The sequence below is a fragment of the Bacillus sp. FSL M8-0166 genome, assembly GCF_038008825.1.
In the GTDB taxonomy this organism is placed as follows: domain Bacteria; phylum Bacillota; class Bacilli; order Bacillales; family Bacillaceae; genus Bacillus; species Bacillus safensis.
Map to the genome: position 1 here is coordinate 1,892,380 of NZ_JBBOZZ010000001.1, position 23,509 is coordinate 1,915,888.

18 protein-coding genes, 2 rRNA genes and 1 pseudogene are annotated in these 23,509 nt (G+C 44.2%); 5 read left to right on the forward strand and 16 right to left on the reverse strand.

What is annotated here, in order from left to right; genetic code table 11:
- Positions 1-38: 38 nt before the first annotated feature.
- The 3 genes from NSS92_RS10070 to NSS92_RS10080 all read right to left on the reverse strand — a co-directional run bounded on the left by NSS92_RS10070 (position 39) and on the right by NSS92_RS10080 (position 5,895).
- A 23S ribosomal RNA gene (locus tag NSS92_RS10070) occupies positions 39-2,969 on the reverse strand.
- A gap of 182 nt (positions 2,970-3,151) precedes the next feature.
- A 16S ribosomal RNA gene (locus NSS92_RS10075) occupies positions 3,152-4,700 on the reverse strand.
- The 16S and 23S rRNA genes sit together here, the layout of an rRNA operon.
- 316 nt (positions 4,701-5,016) lie before the next feature.
- Entirely contained in the window at positions 5,017-5,895 is an 879-nt protein-coding gene (locus tag NSS92_RS10080; RefSeq protein WP_024425790.1) for a nucleotidyltransferase-like protein, read from the reverse strand.
- Between the two features lie 189 nt (positions 5,896-6,084).
- On the opposite strand from NSS92_RS10080, the gene NSS92_RS10085 reads away from it, so the two are divergent.
- Positions 6,085-6,432 (forward strand): YgzB family protein, encoded by a 348-nt coding sequence (locus NSS92_RS10085; RefSeq protein ID WP_024425201.1) that lies wholly within the window; start codon positions 6,085-6,087, stop codon positions 6,430-6,432.
- A 35-nt stretch (positions 6,433-6,467) separates the two neighbouring features.
- Here the strand turns inward: NSS92_RS10085 and perR are convergent, their stop codons facing one another.
- Positions 6,468-6,905 (reverse strand): peroxide-responsive transcriptional repressor PerR, encoded by a 438-nt coding sequence (perR, locus tag NSS92_RS10090; protein WP_012009347.1) that lies wholly within the window; start codon positions 6,903-6,905, stop codon positions 6,468-6,470.
- A gap of 157 nt (positions 6,906-7,062) precedes the next feature.
- Positions 7,063-7,530, reverse strand: coding sequence for a thioredoxin-dependent thiol peroxidase (gene bcp / locus NSS92_RS10095; protein ID WP_024425791.1), 468 nt, complete (start codon positions 7,528-7,530; stop codon positions 7,063-7,065).
- Positions 7,531-7,659: 129 nt separating this feature from the next.
- Here bcp and NSS92_RS10100 point away from each other — a divergent pair, with 129 nt between their 5' ends.
- Together NSS92_RS10100 and NSS92_RS10105 are read left to right on the forward strand one after the other, a co-directional pair.
- A complete protein-coding gene (locus NSS92_RS10100; RefSeq protein ID WP_340867623.1) occupies positions 7,660-8,955 on the forward strand; it encodes a glutamate-1-semialdehyde 2,1-aminomutase in 1,296 nt (431 codons plus the stop codon).
- 247 nt (positions 8,956-9,202) lie between these two features.
- Complete coding sequence (locus NSS92_RS10105; RefSeq protein WP_034284217.1) at positions 9,203-10,276, forward strand: FUSC family protein; 1,074 nt, start codon at positions 9,203-9,205, stop codon at positions 10,274-10,276.
- A 180-nt stretch (positions 10,277-10,456) separates the two neighbouring features.
- Here NSS92_RS10105 and NSS92_RS10110 read toward each other — a convergent pair whose 3' ends face one another.
- From NSS92_RS10110 to fabL, 10 genes and pseudogenes are all read right to left on the reverse strand, one after another.
- Entirely contained in the window at positions 10,457-11,353 is an 897-nt protein-coding gene (locus tag NSS92_RS10110) for an ABC transporter permease (RefSeq protein WP_025093464.1), read from the reverse strand.
- 17 nt (positions 11,354-11,370) lie between these two features.
- Positions 11,371-12,372, reverse strand: a complete 1,002-nt coding sequence (locus tag NSS92_RS10115) for an ABC transporter permease (protein ID WP_024425205.1) — start codon at positions 12,370-12,372, stop codon at positions 11,371-11,373.
- A gap of 61 nt (positions 12,373-12,433) precedes the next feature.
- Entirely contained in the window at positions 12,434-14,020 is a 1,587-nt protein-coding gene (locus NSS92_RS10120; protein ID WP_340867627.1) for an ABC transporter substrate-binding protein, read from the reverse strand.
- Positions 13,995-14,972: an ABC transporter ATP-binding protein gene (locus NSS92_RS10125; RefSeq protein WP_340867630.1), complete on the reverse strand. Its 978-nt coding sequence runs from the start codon at positions 14,970-14,972 to the stop codon at positions 13,995-13,997. Before NSS92_RS10125 ends, NSS92_RS10120 begins: the two co-directional genes overlap by 26 nt.
- Positions 14,941-15,963, reverse strand: coding sequence for an ABC transporter ATP-binding protein (locus tag NSS92_RS10130; RefSeq protein WP_267588047.1), 1,023 nt, complete (start codon positions 15,961-15,963; stop codon positions 14,941-14,943). Before NSS92_RS10130 ends, NSS92_RS10125 begins: the two co-directional genes overlap by 32 nt.
- Before the next feature lie 111 nt (positions 15,964-16,074).
- Positions 16,075-17,817, reverse strand: a complete 1,743-nt coding sequence (locus NSS92_RS10135; RefSeq protein WP_267588046.1) for an ABC transporter ATP-binding protein — start codon at positions 17,815-17,817, stop codon at positions 16,075-16,077.
- Positions 17,818-17,912: 95 nt separating this feature from the next.
- The gene (gene ntdP / locus NSS92_RS10140; RefSeq protein ID WP_024425209.1) at positions 17,913-18,443 is read right to left on the reverse strand and encodes a nucleoside tri-diphosphate phosphatase; all 531 of its coding nucleotides are present in this window, start codon (positions 18,441-18,443) and stop codon (positions 17,913-17,915) included.
- Positions 18,444-18,590: 147 nt separating this feature from the next.
- Positions 18,591-18,851 carry a YgaB family protein gene (locus NSS92_RS10145; protein WP_039177303.1) on the reverse strand — a complete coding sequence of 87 codons (261 nt, stop codon included), beginning with the start codon at positions 18,849-18,851 and terminating at the stop codon, positions 18,591-18,593.
- A gap of 174 nt (positions 18,852-19,025) precedes the next feature.
- Positions 19,026-19,175: pseudogene (locus tag NSS92_RS10150) on the reverse strand (gamma-type small acid-soluble spore protein); the annotation flags it as partial.
- Positions 19,176-19,250: 75 nt separating this feature from the next.
- Entirely contained in the window at positions 19,251-20,003 is a 753-nt protein-coding gene (fabL, locus tag NSS92_RS10155) for an enoyl-[acyl-carrier-protein] reductase FabL (protein WP_024425211.1), read from the reverse strand.
- An 81-nt stretch (positions 20,004-20,084) separates the two neighbouring features.
- Between fabL and NSS92_RS10160 the strand changes: the two genes are divergently transcribed.
- The gene (locus tag NSS92_RS10160) at positions 20,085-20,309 is read left to right on the forward strand and encodes a hypothetical protein (RefSeq protein WP_003217808.1); all 225 of its coding nucleotides are present in this window, start codon (positions 20,085-20,087) and stop codon (positions 20,307-20,309) included.
- On the opposite strand, the gene mutY is transcribed toward NSS92_RS10160, so the two are convergent.
- Entirely contained in the window at positions 20,296-21,396 is a 1,101-nt protein-coding gene (mutY, locus tag NSS92_RS10165) for an A/G-specific adenine glycosylase (RefSeq protein ID WP_340867635.1), read from the reverse strand. The two genes, NSS92_RS10160 and mutY, sit on opposite strands and share 14 nt — an antisense overlap.
- A 191-nt stretch (positions 21,397-21,587) precedes the next feature.
- Between mutY and NSS92_RS10170 the strand changes: the two genes are divergently transcribed.
- Positions 21,588-22,568 carry a metal-dependent hydrolase gene (locus tag NSS92_RS10170; RefSeq protein WP_041087350.1) on the forward strand — a complete coding sequence of 327 codons (981 nt, stop codon included), beginning with the start codon at positions 21,588-21,590 and terminating at the stop codon, positions 22,566-22,568.
- The last annotated feature ends 941 nt before the right edge of the window (positions 22,569-23,509 follow it).

The following is a 23,509-nucleotide window of genomic DNA, read 5'->3' on the forward strand; positions in this document are numbered from 1 at the left end:
AAAACTAGATAACAATGTTCATGCTTCACATTAGAATATAGGTTAAGTCCTCGATCTATTAGTATCTGTCAGCTCCACGTGTCACCACGCTTCCACCTCAGACCTATCAACCTGATCATCTTTCAGGGATCTTACTTCCTTGCGGAATGGGAAATCTCATCTTGAGGGGGGCTTCATGCTTAGATGCTTTCAGCACTTATCCCGTCCGCACATAGCTACCCAGCGATGCCCTTGGCAGAACAACTGGTACACCAGCGGTGCGTCCATCCCGGTCCTCTCGTACTAAGGACAGCTCCTCTCAAATTTCCTGCGCCCGCGACGGATAGGGACCGAACTGTCTCACGACGTTCTGAACCCAGCTCGCGTACCGCTTTAATGGGCGAACAGCCCAACCCTTGGGACCGACTACAGCCCCAGGATGCGATGAGCCGACATCGAGGTGCCAAACCTCCCCGTCGATGTGGACTCTTGGGGGAGATAAGCCTGTTATCCCCGGGGTAGCTTTTATCCGTTGAGCGATGGCCCTTCCATGCGGAACCACCGGATCACTAAGCCCGACTTTCGTCCCTGCTCGACTTGTAGGTCTCGCAGTCAAGCTCCCTTGTGCCTTTACACTCTGCGAATGATTTCCAACCATTCTGAGGGAACCTTTGGGCGCCTCCGTTACATTTTAGGAGGCGACCGCCCCAGTCAAACTGCCCACCTGACACTGTCTCCCTGCCCGATAAGGGCAGCGGGTTAGAAGGTCAATACAGCCAGGGTAGTATCCCACCGATGCCTCCACCGAAGCTAGCGCTCCGGTTTCCAAGGCTCCTACCTATCCTGTACAAGCTGTACCAACATTCAATATCAGGCTGCAGTAAAGCTCCACGGGGTCTTTCCGTCCTGTCGCGGGTAACCTGCATCTTCACAGGTACTATAATTTCACCGAGTCTCTCGTTGAGACAGTGCCCAGATCGTTGCGCCTTTCGTGCGGGTCGGAACTTACCCGACAAGGAATTTCGCTACCTTAGGACCGTTATAGTTACGGCCGCCGTTTACTGGGGCTTCAATTCGCACCTTCGCTTACGCTAAGCGCTCCTCTTAACCTTCCAGCACCGGGCAGGCGTCAGCCCCTATACTTCGCCTTACGGCTTCGCAGAGACCTGTGTTTTTGCTAAACAGTCGCCTGGGCCTATTCACTGCGGCTTCTCGGGGCTTTAACACCCTAAGAAGCACCCCTTCTCCCGAAGTTACGGGGTCATTTTGCCGAGTTCCTTAACGAGAGTTCTCTCGATCACCTTAGGATTCTCTCCTCGCCTACCTGTGTCGGTTTGCGGTACGGGCACCTCTCACCTCGCTAGAGGCTTTTCTTGGCAGTGTGGAATCAGGAACTTCGCTACTAAATTTCGCTCGCCATCACAGCTCAGCCTTTACGGGAAACGGATTTGCCTATTTCCCAGCCTAACTGCTTGGACGCGGATATCCAATACCGCGCTTACCCTATCCTCCTGCGTCCCCCCATTGCTCAAATGGTGAGGAGGTGGTACAGGAATATCAACCTGTTGTCCATCGCCTACGCCTTTCGGCCTCGGCTTAGGTCCCGACTAACCCTGAGCGGACGAGCCTTCCTCAGGAAACCTTAGGCATTCGGTGGACGGGATTCTCACCCGTCTTTCGCTACTCATACCGGCATTCTCACTTCTAAGCGCTCCACCAGTCCTTCCGGTCTGGCTTCACAGCCCTTAGAACGCTCTCCTACCACTGTTCGTAAGAACAGTCCGCAGCTTCGGTGATACGTTTAGCCCCGGTACATTTTCGGCGCAGAGTCACTCGACCAGTGAGCTATTACGCACTCTTTAAATGGTGGCTGCTTCTAAGCCAACATCCTGGTTGTCTAAGCAACTCCACATCCTTTTCCACTTAACGTATACTTTGGGACCTTAGCTGGCGGTCTGGGCTGTTTCCCTTTCGACTACGGATCTTATCACTCGCAGTCTGACTCCCAAGGATAAGTCATCGGCATTCGGAGTTTGACTGAATTCGGTAACCCGGTAGGGGCCCCTAGTCCAATCAGTGCTCTACCTCCGAGACTCTTACCTTGAGGCTAGCCCTAAAGCTATTTCGGAGAGAACCAGCTATCTCCAGGTTCGATTGGCATTTCACCCCTACCCACACCTCATCCCCGCACTTTTCAACGTGCGTGGGTTCGGGCCTCCATTCAGTGTTACCTGAACTTCACCCTGGACATGGGTAGATCACCTGGTTTCGGGTCTACGACCACGTACTCATGCGCCCTATTCAGACTCGCTTTCGCTGCGGCTCCGCATCTTCTGCTTAACCTTGCACGGGATCGTAACTCGCCGGTTCATTCTACAAAAGGCACGCCATCACCCGTTAACGGGCTCTGACTACTTGTAGGCACACGGTTTCAGGATCTATTTCACTCCCCTTCCGGGGTGCTTTTCACCTTTCCCTCACGGTACTGGTTCACTATCGGTCACTAGGGAGTATTTAGCCTTGGGAGATGGTCCTCCCGGATTCCGACGGAATTTCACGTGTTCCGCCGTACTCAGGATCCACTCTGGAGAGAATAACATTTCAGTTACAGGGCTGTTACCTTCTTTGGCGGGCCTTTCCAGACCTCTTCGCTTATATCATTCCTTTGTAACTCCGTATAGAGTGTCCTACAACCCCAAGAGGCAAGCCTCTTGGTTTGGGCTGTTCCCGTTTCGCTCGCCGCTACTCAGGGAATCGCATTTGCTTTCTCTTCCTCCGGGTACTTAGATGTTTCAGTTCCCCGGGTATGCCTTCTCATACTCTATGTATTCAAGTATGGATACTACTCCATTACGAGCAGTGGGTTTCCCCATTCGGAAATCTCCGGATCAAAGCTTGCTTACAGCTCCCCGAAGCATATCGGTGTTCGTCCCGTCCTTCATCGGCTCCTAGTGCCAAGGCATCCACCGTGCGCCCTTTCTAACTTAACCATTTCTTACTTTAGAAAGAATCACTATGTGTGATGAACTTTGCATTGCATTCAATGTGAATGTATTACTTATTGTTATCTAGTTTTCAAAGAACAATCCTGTCTCGCTAGAGACATGTTTTGAAGGAATGATCCTTCAAAACTAAACAAGACGAAAACGTACGCTGCTCCATATATCCTTAGAAAGGAGGTGATCCAGCCGCACCTTCCGATACGGCTACCTTGTTACGACTTCACCCCAATCATCTGCCCCACCTTCGGCGGCTGGCTCCATAAAGGTTACCTCACCGACTTCGGGTGTTGCAAACTCTCGTGGTGTGACGGGCGGTGTGTACAAGGCCCGGGAACGTATTCACCGCGGCATGCTGATCCGCGATTACTAGCGATTCCAGCTTCACGCAGTCGAGTTGCAGACTGCGATCCGAACTGAGAACAGATTTATGGGATTGGCTAAACCTTGCGGTCTTGCAGCCCTTTGTTCTGTCCATTGTAGCACGTGTGTAGCCCAGGTCATAAGGGGCATGATGATTTGACGTCATCCCCACCTTCCTCCGGTTTGTCACCGGCAGTCACCTTAGAGTGCCCAACTAAATGCTGGCAACTAAGATCAAGGGTTGCGCTCGTTGCGGGACTTAACCCAACATCTCACGACACGAGCTGACGACAACCATGCACCACCTGTCACTCTGTCCCCGAAGGGAAAGCCCTATCTCTAGGGTTGTCAGAGGATGTCAAGACCTGGTAAGGTTCTTCGCGTTGCTTCGAATTAAACCACATGCTCCACCGCTTGTGCGGGCCCCCGTCAATTCCTTTGAGTTTCAGTCTTGCGACCGTACTCCCCAGGCGGAGTGCTTAATGCGTTAGCTGCAGCACTAAGGGGCGGAAACCCCCTAACACTTAGCACTCATCGTTTACGGCGTGGACTACCAGGGTATCTAATCCTGTTCGCTCCCCACGCTTTCGCTCCTCAGCGTCAGTTACAGACCAGAGAGTCGCCTTCGCCACTGGTGTTCCTCCACATCTCTACGCATTTCACCGCTACACGTGGAATTCCACTCTCCTCTTCTGCACTCAAGTTTCCCAGTTTCCAATGACCCTCCCCGGTTGAGCCGGGGGCTTTCACATCAGACTTAAGAAACCGCCTGCGAGCCCTTTACGCCCAATAATTCCGGACAACGCTTGCCACCTACGTATTACCGCGGCTGCTGGCACGTAGTTAGCCGTGGCTTTCTGGTTAGGTACCGTCAAGGTGCGAGCAGTTACTCTCGCACTTGTTCTTCCCTAACAACAGAGCTTTACGATCCGAAAACCTTCATCACTCACGCGGCGTTGCTCCGTCAGACTTTCGTCCATTGCGGAAGATTCCCTACTGCTGCCTCCCGTAGGAGTCTGGGCCGTGTCTCAGTCCCAGTGTGGCCGATCACCCTCTCAGGTCGGCTACGCATCGTCGCCTTGGTGAGCCATTACCCCACCAACTAGCTAATGCGCCGCGGGTCCATCTGTAAGTGACAGCCGAAACCGTCTTTCATCCTTGAACCATGCGGTTCAAGGAACTATCCGGTATTAGCTCCGGTTTCCCGGAGTTATCCCAGTCTTACAGGCAGGTTACCCACGTGTTACTCACCCGTCCGCCGCTAACATCCGGGAGCAAGCTCCCTTCTGTCCGCTCGACTTGCATGTATTAGGCACGCCGCCAGCGTTCGTCCTGAGCCAGGATCAAACTCTCCGAGGTATGCAGGATGCATATCACACATGCGTTGCTACACGATGTAGCGAACTTAGCATGTGATCACTTCCTGCCTCGCCAGTTTGACTGACTACCTATGAAGTATCATAGGATTTTTTTATAAAAACTCGAATTAACAGGTACGTTTTGTCTTGTTTAGTTTTCAAAGATCATCTTCGTTATCGCTCAGAGGCGACTTTCTTAATATAACATTTGAGCACCGTGTGCGTCAAGCGTTTTTTAGAATTTCTTTTTGTCAGCTTTTCTTTCAAAGCAACTCAGTTGCTCGTTAGCGACGTTTAATAATATACCATCATAATATTCATGCGTCAATATCTTTTTTCACAAAATATCCTCGATGATAGATTTTTTGTCCCTTTGTCTCAATCGGCTCCACTTGAACAATTCCTTTTTCCACAAAGAAATCAATCATGACGCTAAGGTCAGGCGTGAAATACTTTAGATCAGGGTGTGCAAGAAGCTCACCAAAAAGCCATATATCCTTCTGTTCCATGACATGACGCAAATGAGCGGCACCAATTTCTGCTTTTGAATGGATCAAAAAATCATTTGCTAAAAATAAAAGTTCCAAACGCTTATGCAGACTTTCATGGCTTTCAATCAGTTCTGAATAAAGTTTGTATACTTCCGGTTCCATATGACGCACTTGGTTCCAAACGGTCACTTCTGGGTGGAAGCCTTTATCAATTACTTCAATACGTGCTAGGTGATGCAGGGCATGCACAATGGAATTATATGCATCAAGGAATTGATTTGACTCAAAAAATGCTTTTCCTTCTATATATCTGCGAATGAGCTTGCCATATTCTAAACCGATTTTGAGCTTGCGGTTTGAAAACGGGAATGTACTTAGTTCATCAATTAAGTTGAAGATATATTCATTTCGATCAAACAGGACTTTTCCATTCAAAATCCAATCGATGATTCGGCGGTTAGTACCAAGGGTAATCCATTCCTTCAGTTGATCATCTGTGACAACATTTAAAGAAGCTGTTTGGTGATCGGATTCATAGTGCTTGATAAATAACGGCTCTTCCGCTTCTTTTACGATGACTAAAAGTGCTGCATCAAAGTTATCCGTCTCAGAAGATACTTTATGTCTTCTTTCTACTATAATCACAGCTAATGTGTCTGGATGGCTTGCTCTCTCTTGATAAATAGGACGGAGAAGATTTTCCATAGTGATTCCTCCAATACTCGGGTGTAAGGTTCTTCTCTAATGCTATGTATTTCTCCTCATAGAATCAAAATTCCTTCAATACATGAAAAAAGATCATTGAATCATTATAAGCAATTTATTCACAAAACTCTATAACTAATTCAAACGGAAAGGTAAAATGTGCTATATTGGAGATAAGGGGGACTAGGGATGGCGAAATACTCCAGTAAGATTAATAAAATCAGAACATTTGCACTTAGTTTGGTTTTTGTTGGCTTTCTGATCATGTATATCGGTGTGTTCTTCAAGGAATCGATCTGGCTGTCAACTTTCTTTATGCTGCTCGGCGTCTTATCGATTGGATTAAGTACAGCCGTTTACTTTTGGATTGGTATGCTTTCTACGAAGGCAGTACGTGTTGTTTGTCCAGGCTGTGAGAAGGAAACAAAAGTGCTTGGGCGGGTGGACATGTGCATGCATTGCAGGGAGCCGCTTACACTTGATCCAGCATTAGAAGGTAAAGAGTTTGATGAATCCTACAATCGAAAAAAGTCATAAAAATAAGCTGACCATTTAAACGGTCAGCTTTTTCATTAATGATTTTCTTTTTTCGCACATTCTTGACAAGTTCCATAGATCTCCAAGCGATGATGACTGACTTTAAAGCCTGTCACATGGGATGCAAGCTGTTCAACTTCATCAAGGCCAGGATAGTGAAAGTCTACGATTTTTCCGCAGTTTTCACAAATCGCATGGTAGTGGTCAGATGTCGCAAAATCAAATCGGCTTGAGGAATCACCATACGTTAATTCCTTTACTAATCCAGATTCCCGGAAGACTCGTAAATTGTTGTAAACCGTTGCGACACTCATGTTTGGAAATTTTCCTTCAAGTGCTTTATATATATCGTCCGCGGTTGGGTGTGTCATAGAATTTACGAGAAACTCCAAGATGGCATGGCGCTGCGGAGTAATTCGAACACCGGTTTCTTTTAGAGCATCTAAAGCGTCTTTTAGTTCGTGAGCAGCCATTTCATCATGCACCTCTCTTCAAAAATATTCTTATATTATAATCTTTATAAATAGTGTACCCCCAGAGCCGAAACTTTGTCAATTACAATCCTCTTTTTTACCTATTCTTCTTTACAAAAAAGACCGGCATGTCTGCCGATCTCATCATATGAGGATATTAAGCGTGAGCTTTCAATTCCTCAAGCGCTTCCTCTACGTGGTCTTTTACCTTAACTTTTCGCCATTCTTTCACAAGCGTGCCTTCTTTATTAATAAGAAACGTTGAACGCTCGATTCCCATATATTCTTTGCCAAAATTCTTTTTCAGCTTCCATACCCCAAAGGCTTCAGACAATTTTTGTTCATCGTCTACAAGAAGCAGAAACGGCAAATCATGTTTTTCTTTAAACTTTTGGTGCTTGTCCTGACTGTCTGGGCTTACGCCGATAATGACAGCATCTAATTCTGCAAAGCTTTGATGGCGGTCGCGGAAATCACATGCTTCTGTTGTACAGCCTGGTGTCATATCTTTTGGATAGAAATAAAGAACAATATGTTTTCCTTTAAAATCAGAAAGCTTTACTTTCTCCCCATTGTCACCGGTTAATTCAATGTCAGGTACTTGCTGCCCTACTTCGATTGTCATGACACAATCCCTCCAACCTATTTTTTAATTAGCCTATCCAATTTTGAGAGGATATTCAACTAAGGACGCTTGCATCGGCATGTTAAAATAATGATAGACGACGTGATACGTTGAGATAGGAGGCTATTTATGAAATTCACAGAATCAGAAAAATTACATCAAGAGGCGCTGGAGCACATTGTTGGGGGTGTCAACAGCCCGTCTCGTTCATATAAGGCAGTAGGCGGCGGTTCACCCGTTGCGATGGAAAGAGGAGAAGGCGCTTATTTTTGGGATGTTGACGGAAACCGCTATATCGATTATCTGGCAGCATACGGTCCTATTATTACAGGACACGCCCACCCGCATATTACAAAAGCCATCACGAAAGCGGCTGAAACAGGTGTCCTTTACGGAACACCAACGAAGCATGAAGTCGCTTTTGCTAAAATGCTGAAGGAAGCCATGCCTGCTTTGGACAAAGTTCGTTTTGTCAATTCAGGTACAGAAGCGGTGATGACAACGATTCGAGTGGCTCGCGCATATACAGGCAGAACAAAAATCATTAAGTTCGCCGGGTGCTATCACGGCCACTCTGATCTTGTGCTAGTGGCAGCCGGCTCTGGTCCTTCCACTTTAGGAACACCTGATTCAGCGGGCGTACCAAAGAGTATCGCTAATGAAGTCATTACCGTTCCATTTAATGATATTGACAGCTATAAAGAAGCATTAGATCGATGGGGTGATGAAGTAGCAGCTGTCCTTGTCGAGCCAATTGTCGGGAACTTTGGCATCGTAGAGCCTAAGGACGGTTTCCTGCAGCAGGTCAATGACCTCACACATGAAAAAGGCGCACTGGTGATTTATGATGAAGTTATTACCGCTTTCCGCTTTATGTATGGCGGTGCACAGGACTTGCTTCAAGTAAAACCTGACCTCACTGCATTAGGAAAAATTATTGGCGGCGGACTTCCTATCGGCGCTTACGGCGGTAAAAAAGAAATTATGGAACAAGTTGCCCCGCTTGGACCAGCCTATCAAGCTGGCACAATGGCAGGAAATCCTGCATCCATTCTTTCAGGTATTGCCTGCTTGGAATTGTTAAAAGAAGACGGCGTTTACGAGCATCTTGATCAACTTGGCGCTATGTTAGAAGAAGGCATTTTAGCCCGTGCCAAAAAGCATCAAGTAGATATTACAGTGAATCGCTTAAAAGGTGCTCTCACAATTTATTTCACAACAGAAACGATTGTGAACTACGAGCAGGCTGAAAATACGGATGGCGAAATGTTTGCCCGCTTCTTCAAATTAATGCTCGCGCAAGGCATTAACCTCGCTCCTTCTAAATATGAAGCTTGGTTCTTAACAATCGCACATACTGAAAAAGATATTTCTGAGACGCTGCAAGCAGTAGATCATGCGTTTGCACAGCTGAAACAATCATAATGAAGTCCAAAACAGGCGTAAAAACATGCGCCTGTTTTTTTATTGACCAGCTCTTGTTTGTCAAAAGCGTGCGAATCTGTTACATTTCTTCTCAATACCTTCTTTTGATGTTTTCATGAACTTTCAAAAATCACTTGAATATTTCGGAAGACCGCTGTATATTACTTAGTTGTTTCATCAAAATATGAATGATAAATGACGAGTGATCATCTATTATCGAAAAGAAAGGAATGCAGGGACAAAACCAATGAAACTTGGAGCCCGTATTTTAAAAACCGGTATTGCCATTGTACTCGCGCTTTACCTGGCAACATGGCTTGGGTTGCCAACGCCCGTCTTCGCGGGAATTGCAGCTGTATTTGCTATCCAGCCATCTATTTATCGATCTTTTTTAACCATTGTTGATCAAGTGCAAGCCAATATTATTGGTGCAGCGCTTGCCATTACGTTCGGTCTGCTTTTTGGCACAGGACCAGTCATTATCGGTTTAACCGCCGTCATGGTCATCGCCATTAATTTAAAACTGAAGATTGAACACACAATTCCAATTGCACTTGTAACCGTCATCGCGATTTTAGAAAGTGCAGGGGATCATTTCCTTTCCTTTGCCTTAATTCGAACAGCTACTGTGGTGTTAGGAGTTCTTTCTTCATTTTTAGTGAATTTAATCTTCCTGCCGCCAAAGTATGAAACAAAGCTTGTTCATCACATTATGGAAAATACGGAGGAGATTTTAAAATGGATCCGTCTGAGCTCCAGACAGTCTACTGATCATTCCACATTAAAGGATGACATCGATCAAATAAAAGAACGCATGATCAAATTAGATCACATTTACTTGTTATACAAAGAAGAACGAAGCTATTTAAAGAAAACAACCTATGTCAAATCAAGAAAGCTTGTTTTGTTCAGGCAGGCCATTATGACATCAAATCGCGCTCTGTATTTGCTGAAAAAGCTTCATAAATTAGAAAATGAGATTCATTTGATGCCAGAGCATTTCAGGGAAAGCTTAACGGATGAAATTGATTATTTACTGTATTGGCATGAGCGCACCTTGATGAAATTCGTCGGAAAAATGAAGCCGCAGGACGATGAATTTCAAAATGAATGCTCTCTTCGCCTTGAAACGTTAACGAAATCATTTATTCAGCATCAGCAAAACCAAGAAAACGACTTGCTCGATTACAATATGCTGAATGTCATGTCCAGCATCATCGAATACCGTGATGAATTAGAGCATTTAGATACATTGATTACAAGCTTCCAGACGTATCACCCAAAAGATAGTGAAATCGAGACAGAAGAAAAAGAAGCATAAACAAAAAAGACCGATTCCTAGAATCGGTCTTTTTCTTCTTTTCAGCGTGCCCTGAAAACCTTTGCAGTCTAGGAAGATCGAGCACCGGAGCGAATTGAGTATTCGTGAGCACCGGCACGCAGTACTGACACCGAATGCGGGGGTTTGTCCGCGCGCTGAGACCGATTCTGAGAATCGGTCTTATTTTATTTTCTTCATTTTAGGATCCAGTGTGTCTCTTAATCCATCTCCCATCAGGTTAAAGCCTAGAACCGTCAGCATGATCGCTATTCCTGGGAAGAATAATGTCCAAGGGGCTTGAACGAGATAAGGTCTCGCATCGGCGAGCATTTTCCCCCATTCTGGACTTGGCGCCTGTGCACCCAATCCTAAAAAGCCTAAAGCCGCTGCCTCAATAATTGCCGTTCCGATCGCTAGCGTCGCCTGGACGATGACTGGCACCATACTATTTGGCAGAATGTGACGCAGTACGATGCGGCGGTGTGACATCCCAACCGCCTTTGCTGCCAGAACGTATTCTTCTTGTTTAATACTCAGCACTTTTGAACGAACGAGCCGTCCAAAGGTTGGGACATTAATAATCGCAATGGCAATAAGGGCATTTTGTAAGGAGGGGCCTAGGATGGAGACAATAGCAATCGCTAATAGAATGCTAGGAAAAGCGAGTAAAATATCAAACAATCTCGAGATCACAGCATCTAGCACTCGTCCGCCATAGCCAGCTATCAATCCAAGCAGTGTGCCTAAAATGACAGAACCGAGGACCGAGAAGAAGCCGACCCATAAGGAAATCCGTGCTCCATGCACAACTCTCGAAAATATATCTCTGCCGAAATCATCCGTACCAAACCAGTGTGCAGCTGAAGGGGCGCTAAATCGCTCACCAAGTGATTGTTCATTGATTCCATAAGGAGCAATGAGCGGTGCAAAGATCGCTAGGATCAGAAATAAAAAGACAATCACACTGCCAATGACCGCCAGCTTGTGCTGAAAGAACTGCTTCATTGATTCAAGAATCAATGATTGAGAGCGTTCATCTTTTGGCTGAGGTGGTTCAAGCTCTTTTTGTGCTTCCATATTGTCACTCTCCCTCCCTAATATTTAATCCTTGGATCAATGACCGCATACAAGATGTCCACAATGAAATTGATCAGGACAAATATAAGCGCAACGACAAGAATACCTGTTTGAATGACTGGGTAATCACGATAACTGATGGCGTCATATATATACCGCCCAATTCCCGGCCAAGCAAAAATGGTTTCTGTTAAAATCGCTCCACCAAGCAAGAGGCCCGTCTGAAGACCAATAATCGTCAAGATCGGAATGAGCGCATTTTTCAGGCCATGCTGATAAATGATGAAAAATGAACGTACTCCTTTTGCTTTTGCTGTTCGAATAAAGTCTGAATGAAGCACTTCCAGCATACTTGCCCTTGTAATTCTCGCAATAATCGCAGCAGGAATTGTTGCGAGTGCTGTACTTGGTAATATCAAATGCTTGATGCTGTCAGCGAATTGATCAAACCGGCCTTGCAAAAGCGTGTCCAGTGTATGAATATACGTGATCGATTCGACTGGATTCCTTACGTCTTCTCGGCCCGTTGTCGGCAAAATACCTAATTCGATCGAGAACAGCCACTGCCCCATTAAGCCTAACCAGAAAATCGGCATGGACACTCCGATAAGTGCAATAAACATCGCGGCATAATCAAAGAAAGAATGCTTAAACCAAGCACTAATGATTCCGGCATTCACTCCCACGACAATCGCCAGCACCATGGCAAAAAAGGTCAATTCTAACGTCGCAAATAAGTAAGGCTTCATTTCCTGGGCAATAGCCGCTCCTGTTCGAATGGAAGTCCCTAAATCCCCTTTTAAAAGGCCAAGCATATAATGACCGTATTGAACGTACCATGGCTGATCTAAACCGAGCTGGATCGTTAATTGTTCTACTGCCTCTTTCGTTGCCCGCTGTCCTAAGATGACCTGCGCTGGATTTCCAGGTATAAAACGAATAATTGAAAACACGACCAATGTCATTCCGATCAGTACTGGGATGAGCATTCCTGCCCGCTTCATACAATAAGCAAACAAACAGCTTTCACCGCCTTTATCTTTGTTTGAATAAGGGAGATACAAGATCTCCCTTATTTGCTTATTCGAAATACACGTCAGTTAAAGCTTCTGAACCAGTTGGATGCGGCTGGTAGCCTTTTAAATCATTAGAAGCGGCAAGCATTGGAATTGAATGCACCAATGGAATCCAAGGCGCTTCGTCATGAATGATTTCCTGCGCTTTTTTGTACAGCTCATTTCGTTTCTTTTGATCTGTGTCTGTTTGCGCTTCAATGAGGATGTCATGCATTTTATCGTTTTCGAAGAATGTATAGTTGTTACCGCCAATGCTGTCTTTGTCCAGCAGTGTGTAAATGAAATTATCAGGATCGCCATTGTCCCCTGTCCAGCCTAATAAGAACACATCTGCTTCCCCTTTACTTGCTTTATCTAAATAGGTGGCCCAGTCATATGTCACAATTTCTGCTTTGACGCCGACCTTTTCAAAATTTGACTGAATGACTTCTGCTACCTTCATTCCATCTGGCATATATGGACGTGGTACAGGCATTGCCCAAAGCTTGATGCGAAAGCCGTCAGGGAAGCCCGCTTCTTTTAATAGTTCTTTCGCTTTTTCTGGATCATATGGATATGGCTCAATGTCGTCATTGTAGCCTTCTAATGCAGGCGGCAATGGATTTTTTGCGGGCTCAGCCAGTCCGCCATAAAATGACTCAATAATCGATTCTTTATCGACCGCATAATTGAGTGCCTGACGAACCAGCTTGTTATCAAGCGGCTTTCTTGTGACGGTCAGTCCGATATATCCTACGTTCATCGATGGTCTTTCAATGAGCTGGAGTGCTTTGTCGGTTTTAAGGCCATCTAAATCTGACGGATTCACGCCATCCATTAAGTCGATCTCGCCTGTTTTAAGGGCATTTAAACGAGCAGAGTTTTCTGGAATGGAGCGGAAGATGATTTGATTCAGCTTTGGTTTATCCTTCTGCCAATAATCCTTGTTCTTTTCTAACACGATACGGTCGTTTTGCTTCCACTCTTTAAACTTGAATGGTCCTGTCCCCACTGGATTTTCTCTAAATGAATCGCCGCTTTTTTCAACTGCCGCTGGACTGGCAATGCCAAATGGTGACATAGCGATATTTTTGAGGAATGTCGCCTGCGGGCGCTTTAGCTGAAATTCAATTTCATGCTCGCCTTTGACGATGATGTCTTTAATGACATGCCCTTTATCTTTTTTATAGCCGCCAAACATACCATAGTAAGGAAACTTTTCTGCGTCTCCATTCATCCAGCGGTCAAAGTTAAATTTTACTGCTTCTGCGTTAAAGTCTGTGCCATCGTGAAATTTCACACCTTCTCTTAAGTAGAACGTGTATGATTTTCCGTCCTTTGCAACATCCCATTCTGTTGCGAGGCCAGGATGGATGGTCGTGTCTTTCTCACCGTAATTCAAAAGCTTTTCAAATATATTCTCTGTGACCTTGAAGGTTTCGCCTTCTGTCGTTGTGATTGGATCTAGTGAAGTGGAATCTCCCCCTCTGCCAAATACGAGGGTATCTTTTGTTGCCTTTTCTTCCGATGTCGGTGAAGACGAGCATCCCCCTAAAAAGAGCGCCAGTGCCAGCACAAAAATGAAACTACTGAATAACCATGTCTTCTTCATTGTGTTCCTCCTTTTGATATAAATAACACGCGGCCGCGTGCCCCGGTTCCTCTTCATGCAAAGCAGGAACTGCTTTCAAGCATTTCTCCCATCTTTTTGGGCACCTTTTGTAGAAAGGACAGCCGCCGCGTTCCGTCATTGTGGTCTCTTCTGCTGCCACATCTTGCGCCTCTAGTACGTGATCCATATGTGGAATGGATTTCAGAAGCAGCGACGTATAGGGATGAAGCGGGCTGTGAAACACATCTTCGGCAGGACCCATCTCGACAATGCGCCCAGCATACATGACGGCGATCCGGTCACTCATATACTTGACAACCCCAAGGTCGTGAGAAATAAACAAATACGTCAGAGAAAGCGTCTTTTGCAATTCAAGCATCAAATTCAAAATTTGCGCTTGCACGGATACATCTAAAGCCGAAACTGGTTCATCGGCAATGACAAGACTTGGGTGCGTAATAAGTGCTCTAGCGATACCGATACGCTGCCTTTGTCCGCCGCTGAATTGATGCGCATAACGTTCCCCGTAAGACGGATCAAACCCAACAATGTGCAGCATCTCTTTCACCCGTTTCCGCCTTTCTGCTTTCGTCCCATGATGATGAACAATCAGTGGTTCCTCTAAAATATCTTTGATTTTCATTCTCGGATTTAAAGAAGCATATGGATCTTGAAAGATCATTTGAATGTCTTTTCTTAAGGAACGCATGTCTCGTTCTTTCAGAAGGGTGATCTCCTGCCCTTTTAATTGAATAGAGCCTGCCGTCGGTTCAGTCAATCTCATCAAGCTTTTGCCAAGAGTTGATTTACCGCAGCCTGATTCACCAACAATGCCAAGCGTTTCTCCTTCCTTCACGTGAAAGGAGACTTGATTTAAAGCCAAAGTCGATTGTTTATGTTTAGAAAAAAAAGCGGCTGTGTCATACCGTTTTGTCAGCTGATTCACTTGCAAGAGTGGGTGACTCAGTGTCTTCTCCTCCTTCCATTAGAAAACATGCCACGCGGTGATTCTGTTCAATGGATTGTAAGGCTGGATCTGTTTCAAGACATTGCGCCATTTGATATGGGCAGCGTGGTGCAAATTGACAGCCGGACCGGATGGCCCCTGGCTTAGGCACATGACCTGCAATAGAGATGAGTTTTTCTTTTTTCTCTTTAAACGATGGGACTGAGGCGAAAAGACCTTTCGTGTAGGGATGCAGAGGTTTTTGAAAAATACGGTCAACGGTTCCTTCTTCTACAATTCGACCGGCATACATAATCATGACTCGCTGGCATATTTGCCGCACGACGCCTAGATCATGGGTAATAAATAAAATAGCAGTGTCCATCTCTTCGTTCAGCTTTTTGAGCAGACGAAGGATTTGCGCTTGAATGGTCACATCAAGTGCAGTTGTCGGTTCATCAGCGATCATGAGCTTTGGGTGACAAAGCATTGCCATCGCAATCATCACACGCTGGCGCATGCCGCCTGATAATTCGTGTGGATATTTTTTCAGCAGCGATTCTGCTTGCTTCAATCCAACTGTTTGAAGCAGATCAATCGCCTTCGCTTTTGCTTCTTTTTGACCGATTGATTGATGTGTGAAAAGGGCTTCCGTCATTTGTTTGCCGATGGTCATTAATGGGTTCAGAGAGGTCATAGGCTCTTGGAAAATCATCGAAATGTCATTTCCTCTTATCTCTCGCCACTGTTTCTCTGAAAGTGACAGCAGATTTTGCCCTTCGAAATGAACCTCGCCCGTTGTATCGGTTTGCTGATTCAGACCCATTAATGACATGCTTGTGATACTTTTCCCGCAGCCAGATTCGCCCACAATCCCTAACGTTTCCCCTTTTTGAATCGAGAACGATATGTGATGGACGATGGGCACTTTTTGCTTTTTCTGTTGAAACGCAATGGACAGCTGTTTGACATCTAGCAGCACGTCTTGTTCTTTCACATATTCACCACCCCGTCATACTTTTTAAAATTGTATTGAGACAAGCTGGGAAATATGTCATGTTTTTGACAACATAAAAAAGCCTATCCGCTAGAATCGGATAGGCTTCTACTAATTTAATGTTTGAATGGTAAATAAATGGCGATAGTGGCTGTCTTGGTTCATTAATTCTTCGTGTGTTCCTTTTTCCACAATTTCGCCTTGTTCCATGACCACAATTTGGTCAGCATGTGTAATGGTTGATAATCGGTGTGCGACAATAAAGGTTGTGCGATCCTTCGCCAGCTTTTGCATCGCTTCTTGAATGTAATGCTCACTTTCTAAATCAAGTGCAGACGTTGCTTCGTCTAAAATCAACAGCGGTGGATTTTTAAGAAATACCCTTGCAATAGAAATCCGCTGTTTTTGTCCGCCTGACAGCTTTACGCCCCGTTCTCCTACTTTCGTGTCATATCCTTCTGGAAGAGACATAATAAAATCATGCGCATTTGCTGCTTTTGCAGCAGAAACCATTTTTTCAAAAGATGCTTCTGGGTCTCCAACCGCAATATTTTCTTTAATCGTGCCACTGAATAGGAATGTATCCTGCAGCACCATTCCAACTTGATTTCGAAGACTTCTTGCTTTGTACTCTTTTATATCTATGCCGTCAATTTCAAGTGACCCGTTTGTGACATCATAAAACCTTGGAATTAAGCTGACGAGTGTCGACTTCCCTCCACCGCTCATTCCTACAAGCGCAACCGTTTGTCCTTTTTCTACTTTCAAGGAGATATTGTGCAGAATCTCTTCCTGCGTGTGTTCATAACGAAACGACACATTTTTAAACTCTACCTCTCCTTTTAAATGATTGGCTTCTTTTGCATTCGGCCGGTCTATGACCTCATATGGCTCATCAATAAACTCAAAGATCCGATCCATTGATGCAACGGACTGGGTTAACGTCGTGGATGAGTTAATGAGACGGCGAATCGGATTGTACATCCGGTCAATATAGCCGACAAAGGCGATCATAGTCCCGATCGAAAGCGACCCGTTAATCACGGTGTAGCCAGCAAATGCAATGATTAACAGCGGTGCAATGTCAGTGATGGTATTGACGACAGCAAATGTTTTGGCGTTCCAATTCGTATGGTTGATTGCTTTGTTTAAGAAATTTTTGTTTTCATCATGAAAATTCTCTTGTTCATATTCTTCAATCGCAAAGCTTCGAATGACTGGCATTCCTTGAACACGCTCGTGCAAATGCCCTTGCACTTCAGCCAGTGCCTGTGACCGCTCTTTTGTCAGCTTACGAAGCCGTCCGTAAAAATACTTTACTGCAAACGCATATAGCGGAAAAATAATGACAGATACGATGGTGAGCTTCAGATCCAGTGTACACATAATGGCAATCACAATCAGTACAGTCATCATATCCAGCCAAATGTTCATGAGACCTGTGATGACAAATTCCTTTGTCTGCTCCACATCGTTGATCACTCTTGAAATAATTTCTCCTGTTCTCGTGTTGGCATAATAACGAAGACTTAGCTTTTGAATATGCGAGAACAGTTTTTCCCGAATATCAAATAATACCTTACTGCCTGTCCACTGAGCGTAGTATTGTCTATAGTATTCAACAGGCGGCCTCATCACTACAAATAATACGAGCATGATTCCCATAATGATCAGTAGAGATGATGTCTTTTCTTCAGCGGACCCCGAGCCTTGAATGACATCATCAATGACATACTTTAAAAGCAGAGGCAAAGTTAAGGGTATCGAGAACTTAATCATTCCGATGACCATTGTCAATGCAATCTGTTTTTTATACGGTGTTACAAAAGCCATGTAGCGTTTAATGACCCCCATGTAAATCTCCTTCCCAATCTATCAGTGCCTCTTATCCGTACGCAGTCAAAAACCTGTTAGCCTAAAAAGCCAAACAGGTTTTTTGATGCTCTTGCTTATTTTGTATAATGTAAAAAACGTTCATACCACATATCCACAAATTCAGGAGCAAACGGACCTTTCCGCTGGTGAATCCAATGCAGTAATGTATTCAGATGCTCTCTTAAGATACTATCGATTTCTTTTGGATAATTCATCTGCCTCTTATGATCTGCATATTCGTCCTCATCCAAAATATTGTACGTCATGTCTGGAAAGACTTTGACGTCTAAATCGTAATCAATATACTTAATTGCCTCATCATCTGTCGCAAAAGGAGAGCTGATGTTGCAGTAATAATATACCCCATCATCTCTAAGCATCCCAATTACATTAAACCATTGTTTTGCATGGAAATAGCAAATAGCCGGTTCTCTCGTCATCCAAGTACGGCCGTCGGATTCAGTCACCATTGTACGGTCGTTTGCCCCAATGATACACAATTCCGTTGCTTTCAGAATGGTGGTTTCATTCCAAATCCTGTGGATCAAGCCATTATGTTTATAGCTTTGAATTTGGATGGTTTCTCCTTCCTTGGGATAGCCCATATTTTCTCCCCTACTTTCTATAACAAACAAACCTAACAGTCCAAAGACCTAATTTCCCAACTAAACATGTCTCTATTATATTATACCGTTACATAGTTAAAAAATGAAATGAAAAAGCCATTCAACCCAATTGAACGGCACACTGACTTACATCACGCTAGAACTCTTTTCCATCTGTTTATATGAATTGATGACCTCTTCTGTCTGTTTTGTAAATAAGGTTTGCACTTTTTGCAGTTCCTCACGTTTCTGTTTGATTTGATCACAAAGCCTATGCCACTCTTCTTTTTTTTCATCCTGCAGCAATTGTTTTTCTGTTTCTAAGCATAGATCGAGTTCTCCCTGCACATCGAGCAGCTGATCCATGAGCTGCATTTGTTCTTTTACAAGCTGATCGAAATCAGACATCTAACTCCTCCCTTTTCATCGAATCCACTTTTTGTCTGTATACCATTTCTTGAAAGAAGGAAGAAATCCTTTGACTGTTTATGTAGAGGTTTTACAGGTTTTGTCGGATGGTGGTGTGAGGCAAAAAGAAAAGCACTTCATTCGTATATGAAGTGCTTTCCTTTGTTTCAGTGATTAGCTGTTTTGTTGTTTGTTTTGCTCAGCTTTTTGGTTGTATTTTTTTACTTGCTGTGCGTCAGTCTCACTAGCAAATTCAGTGCCGTATTGACCACCTTGTGCAGCAGCTTGGTTTTGTTTCTTCACTTGTTGTGCGTTTGTTTTGTTTTGTTGTTGATCCATCATTATCACCTCCACGCACATTAATTTGTGCAGAAGGTGTACATCCTATTCATGATTTTTTTAAACAAGCAAAGAACGTCCGCCATCCACAATAATCGTCTGGCCTCTAATCATGTCTGCTTTGCCTGATACAAGGAATTCCACGCTGTCGACCATGTCTTTAATTTCCACCATTCGGCCGGCAGGTGTGTTTTTCTTCGCATCTTCTAAAAGCTCTTCTCGGTTCGGGAAGTGCTTGAGTGCATCGGTATCGATCGCGCCGCCTGATACGGCGTTGACGACGATATTTTTTTGTGACAGCTCAACAGAAAGGTAACGTGTCAAAGCTTCTAGTGCTGCTTTTGATACGCCGACTACTGTGTAATTTTCAAGATAGCGAATAGAGCCAAGAGAGCTAATGCTGACGATATGTCCACCGCCGTTTTTCTCCATTAGTTTTGCCGCTTCTTGTCCGCAGAATAACAAGGCTTTCGCATTGATATTCATCGTCCAGTCCCAATGATTTTCTTCAAGGTCCATAATGGGACGCTGAACACCTGATGCCGCATTGTTTACAAATACATCTAAACGGCCAAAGGTTTCGTCGATTTGCTGAAACATGTCTTTGATTTTCTCAGGCTGGCCTACATTGGCTTTGACAACCAATGTTTTGACACCCATCGCTTCAATTTCTTCCGCTGTTTCAAGTGCGGCTTTTTTGCTTCTCGCATAGTTAATGACAATGTCATATCCTTTTTCAGCGAGGCGAAGGGCTACTTCTTTCCCGACTCCTCTGCTGCTACCTGTAATTAATGCACATTTACGTTGACTCATTATGGTTCATCTCCTGATTTGAATAGTTTTGGTTCATTCGCTTCACACTAATAGGAAAGTTCCTATTAGGAGGTTACATTCATGTATGTCGGACGCGATTTAAGCCAGCTTGGCATGATGTCCAAGGATCAATGGAAAGATACTGAGCTTGCTTACTTTCATCATGCTTTCCAACAAATTTTACCTTATTTGAACGAAGAAGGGCAATCTAAGTATCGAGAAATCATTTCTGAAATCGAAGACCGCGGGGGGTTGCATCGAAATGAAGCTGATTATACCCACGGTACAACGGTTAAATATGACTAGGCTGCTCAAGTGCCAGCTTCCAAATTTTTTGGTGTGAGACTGGCAAAGCATACCCCTCAAATTCTTCTGTTGTGACTTTTTTCAGCATCGTGTCATCAGATATAGAGGTAACTCGTCCAAAGAAAACAGAAATATTCCAGATGAGGTGGGTAAATACATGCTGAATGGTGCCTTCTAAATCACCAAGCTCCGCTTGTACACCCGCCTCCTCTTTTAAGAAATCAATCAGCTGCTCTTTTTCCGTTTTTCTTCCCTTCATGGTTTCCATGTTAGGGAATTCCCATAAATTCGCAAGAAGGCCTGTACTTGGCCGCTTATGAATATATAGGTTGCCTGCGTCATCAAATAACACCGCTGCTGCCATTGATTTCGCAGTCGGCTTTTTCTTTTTGCTTTTCACTGGGAGCTCATGCTGAACGCCTTCCTCGAGTGCCGAGCAATGCATGTTCACAGGGCAAATGAGGCAGGCAGGGGATGTTGGAGTGCAAATGAGCGCACCTAGCTCCATCAGCCCTTGATTAAATTCTGACGGCTTTTCCCGGGAAATGAGCTGATCGACCGCAAACTCGAAAATATTTCTCGTTTTTGGTTTTGCAATATCATCCCATATGGACAAAATACGAGAAATGACCCTCATAACGTTGCCGTCTACCGCAGGATACGGCTTGTTATAGGCGATACTCAGCACTGCGCCGCTCGTATATGGGCCTACACCTTTGAGCTTTGAAAATTGCTCTTTCGTATTAGGGACAATGCCACCATAGGATTCATATACTTCTTTCACAGCTGCCTGTAAATTACGCACTCTTGAGTAGTAGCCAAGACCTTCCCATGCTTTCATGACCTTTTCTTCATCAGCTAAAGCGAGATCTTTCACCGTCGGGAATTGCTCCATAAACCGGTTGAAGTACGGAATGACCGTATCTACTCTCGTTTGCTGAAGCATCACTTCTGATACCCAGACGCGGTATGGATCTTGATTTTCACGCCATGGCAATGTTCGTTGTTCTTTTTCATACCAATCAATTAAATCATGCTGAAAGCCCGCAATATCTTTGCGGTCCAGCTTTTCTTGAATGTCTTTCATATCTATACTCCTTCTCATTGGACCGAGGGCTAACGTTCTGAATAGAACCTTATTTGTTGTATACTGTTTGTAGATACGTTAACATGTTACATTAAATCGGGATAAAGCAAAAGTGATTTTGCACATAGTCTTGATTGGAGACGTATACTTTGTATGATTGTTCCTAAGCATGACAACTAGGAGGTAATCAATTGGACACTGGTACTCATGTAGTAATGGGCATTTCTCTTGGGGGACTTGCACTTTTAGATCCAGCCGTCAGCGCAGATCCACACATGGCACACGCCGTGATGATCGCGACCATCGCCGGCTCCCAAGCACCAGACATTGATACTGTGCTAAAACTAAAAAATAATGCGGTTTATATAAGAAATCACCGAGGATTTACACATTCCATTCCGGCTGTACTGTTTTGGTCATTGCTGATTCCAGCTGTGATTTTCCCATTTGTGCCGGGGGCGAATTTACTTCACCTTTGGTTATGGACACTATTAGCCGTTGTGCTTCATGTGTTTGTCGATATTTTCAATGCATACGGTACGCAGGCCATTCGTCCATTTTCGAAGAAATGGGTAGCGCTTGGAATCATTAATACGTTTGATCCGTTTATCTTTTTTACACACCTTGTCGCCATAGTCGTTTGGGCGATTGGCGGACATCCCGGCTATACGTTTATTACGCTGTATGCCGTGATTTTCTGTTACTATATCGTCAGGGTCATCATGCAGCTTCAGATTAAACGTCAGCTGCGTGCTCGATTCGATGAAATTGAAGAGATTATTATTTCGCCTACAATGAAGTTCAGACAATGGCGTATTGCCGTGAAATGTAAATCCTCTTTCCATGTTGGGCGCAGTATGAATGGAGAGGTCGTCATTTTAGACACCTTTAACCGTGTGCCTGTCCCTGATACTGAAATTATGAAAATTGCCAAGCAAGATGAAAACATTTCAGCCTTTCTCTCCTTCTCTCCTGTCTACCGGTGGGAAGTGGATAAATTTAAGGATCATTATGAGGTGCGGTTCATTGATTTGCGCTATCGAAGCAAAGGTCATTATCCTTTTGTCGCGATCTGCCATATCGACATGGACCACCAAATCAAAAATTCCTATACCGGCTGGATTTTCAGTGAAGAAAAACTGCAAAAAAAATTAAGACTCGGCTCTGTGTGAGCGAGTCTTTTTTTGTTGTGTAGGGCTTGGATTTAGGTGGAAAGTACATTATTTTGATTATTCATTTGTGTAGATTTTGAAATGGATAGGTATTTGACTTTATATAATTTGCAGAAATTGTGATCTATGCACTCATGGAGGGTGCGATTGATGACGCTGCGTAATTCGGTTGAAGATATGATATTTCAATCCACGCACTCATATAGAGTGCGACTCAATATGGAACTAGAGAGCAATACGTCTATGTTATTCAATCCACGCACTCATGTAGAGTGCGACAGAAGGATGTGTTAACCATGTTCCAATTACTTATATTTCAATCCACGTACTCATGTAGAGTGCGACATAGCGTAAGGTGGTGCTTATTCGGCAAGGAGAGTATATTTCAATCCACGCACTCATATAGAGTGCGACTGCGATTTCCGCCCTAATTATAACATTTTTTAGGGAATGATCGTCAAAACCCACAAGTTTCTATATAGAATTTTGTTTTCACTCTTAAAAAATATACATTTTTTCTCATTTTTGCCGAATGAATAGGTGCGAATGTTCCAGGGATTTTATGTTCACCTCACATTCGCACCGACTTTTTCTTAGTATGAAATCTATTGAAACTTGTTAATCATACTTCTTTATATTTCAGCAACAATTGAATTCAATTAGATTCATGACTACTGAGGCAGGAGGCAGAGTTATGTTTTCGCAATTATTAATCCACGCACTCATGTAGAGTGCGACATAACAACGTACAAAATGAATCTATCAAAGTATCATTTCAATCCACGCACTCATATAGAGTGCAACTAGCGGAAGATATAGAGGGCGTACAAAGCACGTATATTTCAATCCACACACTCATATAGAGTGCGACAGTCTCTTATAGATCAAGACATTGTGCCGATAACATTTCAATCCACGCACTCATGTAGAGTGCGACTGCG

Excerpts from the sequence above, each read along its gene's own strand:
- NSS92_RS10160 (WP_003217808.1), top strand. The coding sequence starts at position 20,085 with ATGTATGTCGGACGCGATTTAAGCCAGCTTGGCATGATGTCCAAGGAT.
- NSS92_RS10110 (WP_025093464.1), bottom strand. The coding sequence starts at position 11,353 with ATGGAAGCACAAAAAGAGCTTGAACCACCTCAGCCAAAAGATGAACGC.
- ntdP (WP_024425209.1), bottom strand. The coding sequence starts at position 18,443 with ATGGGCTATCCCAAGGAAGGAGAAACCATCCAAATTCAAAGCTATAAA.
- fabL (WP_024425211.1), bottom strand. The coding sequence starts at position 20,003 with ATGAGTCAACGTAAATGTGCATTAATTACAGGTAGCAGCAGAGGAGTC.
- NSS92_RS10145 (WP_039177303.1), bottom strand. The coding sequence starts at position 18,851 with ATGTCTGATTTCGATCAGCTTGTAAAAGAACAAATGCAGCTCATGGAT.
- NSS92_RS10085 (WP_024425201.1), top strand. The coding sequence starts at position 6,085 with ATGGCGAAATACTCCAGTAAGATTAATAAAATCAGAACATTTGCACTT.
- mutY (WP_340867635.1), bottom strand. The coding sequence starts at position 21,396 with ATGAAAGACATTCAAGAAAAGCTGGACCGCAAAGATATTGCGGGCTTT.
- NSS92_RS10080 (WP_024425790.1), bottom strand. The coding sequence starts at position 5,895 with ATGGAAAATCTTCTCCGTCCTATTTATCAAGAGAGAGCAAGCCATCCA.
- NSS92_RS10100 (WP_340867623.1), top strand. The coding sequence starts at position 7,660 with ATGAAATTCACAGAATCAGAAAAATTACATCAAGAGGCGCTGGAGCAC.
- NSS92_RS10135 (WP_267588046.1), bottom strand. The coding sequence starts at position 17,817 with ATGGGGGTCATTAAACGCTACATGGCTTTTGTAACACCGTATAAAAAA.
- NSS92_RS10120 (WP_340867627.1), bottom strand. The coding sequence starts at position 14,020 with ATGAAGAAGACATGGTTATTCAGTAGTTTCATTTTTGTGCTGGCACTG.
- perR (WP_012009347.1), bottom strand. The coding sequence starts at position 6,905 with ATGGCTGCTCACGAACTAAAAGACGCTTTAGATGCTCTAAAAGAAACC.
- bcp (WP_024425791.1), bottom strand. The coding sequence starts at position 7,530 with ATGACAATCGAAGTAGGGCAGCAAGTACCTGACATTGAATTAACCGGT.
- NSS92_RS10105 (WP_034284217.1), top strand. The coding sequence starts at position 9,203 with ATGAAACTTGGAGCCCGTATTTTAAAAACCGGTATTGCCATTGTACTC.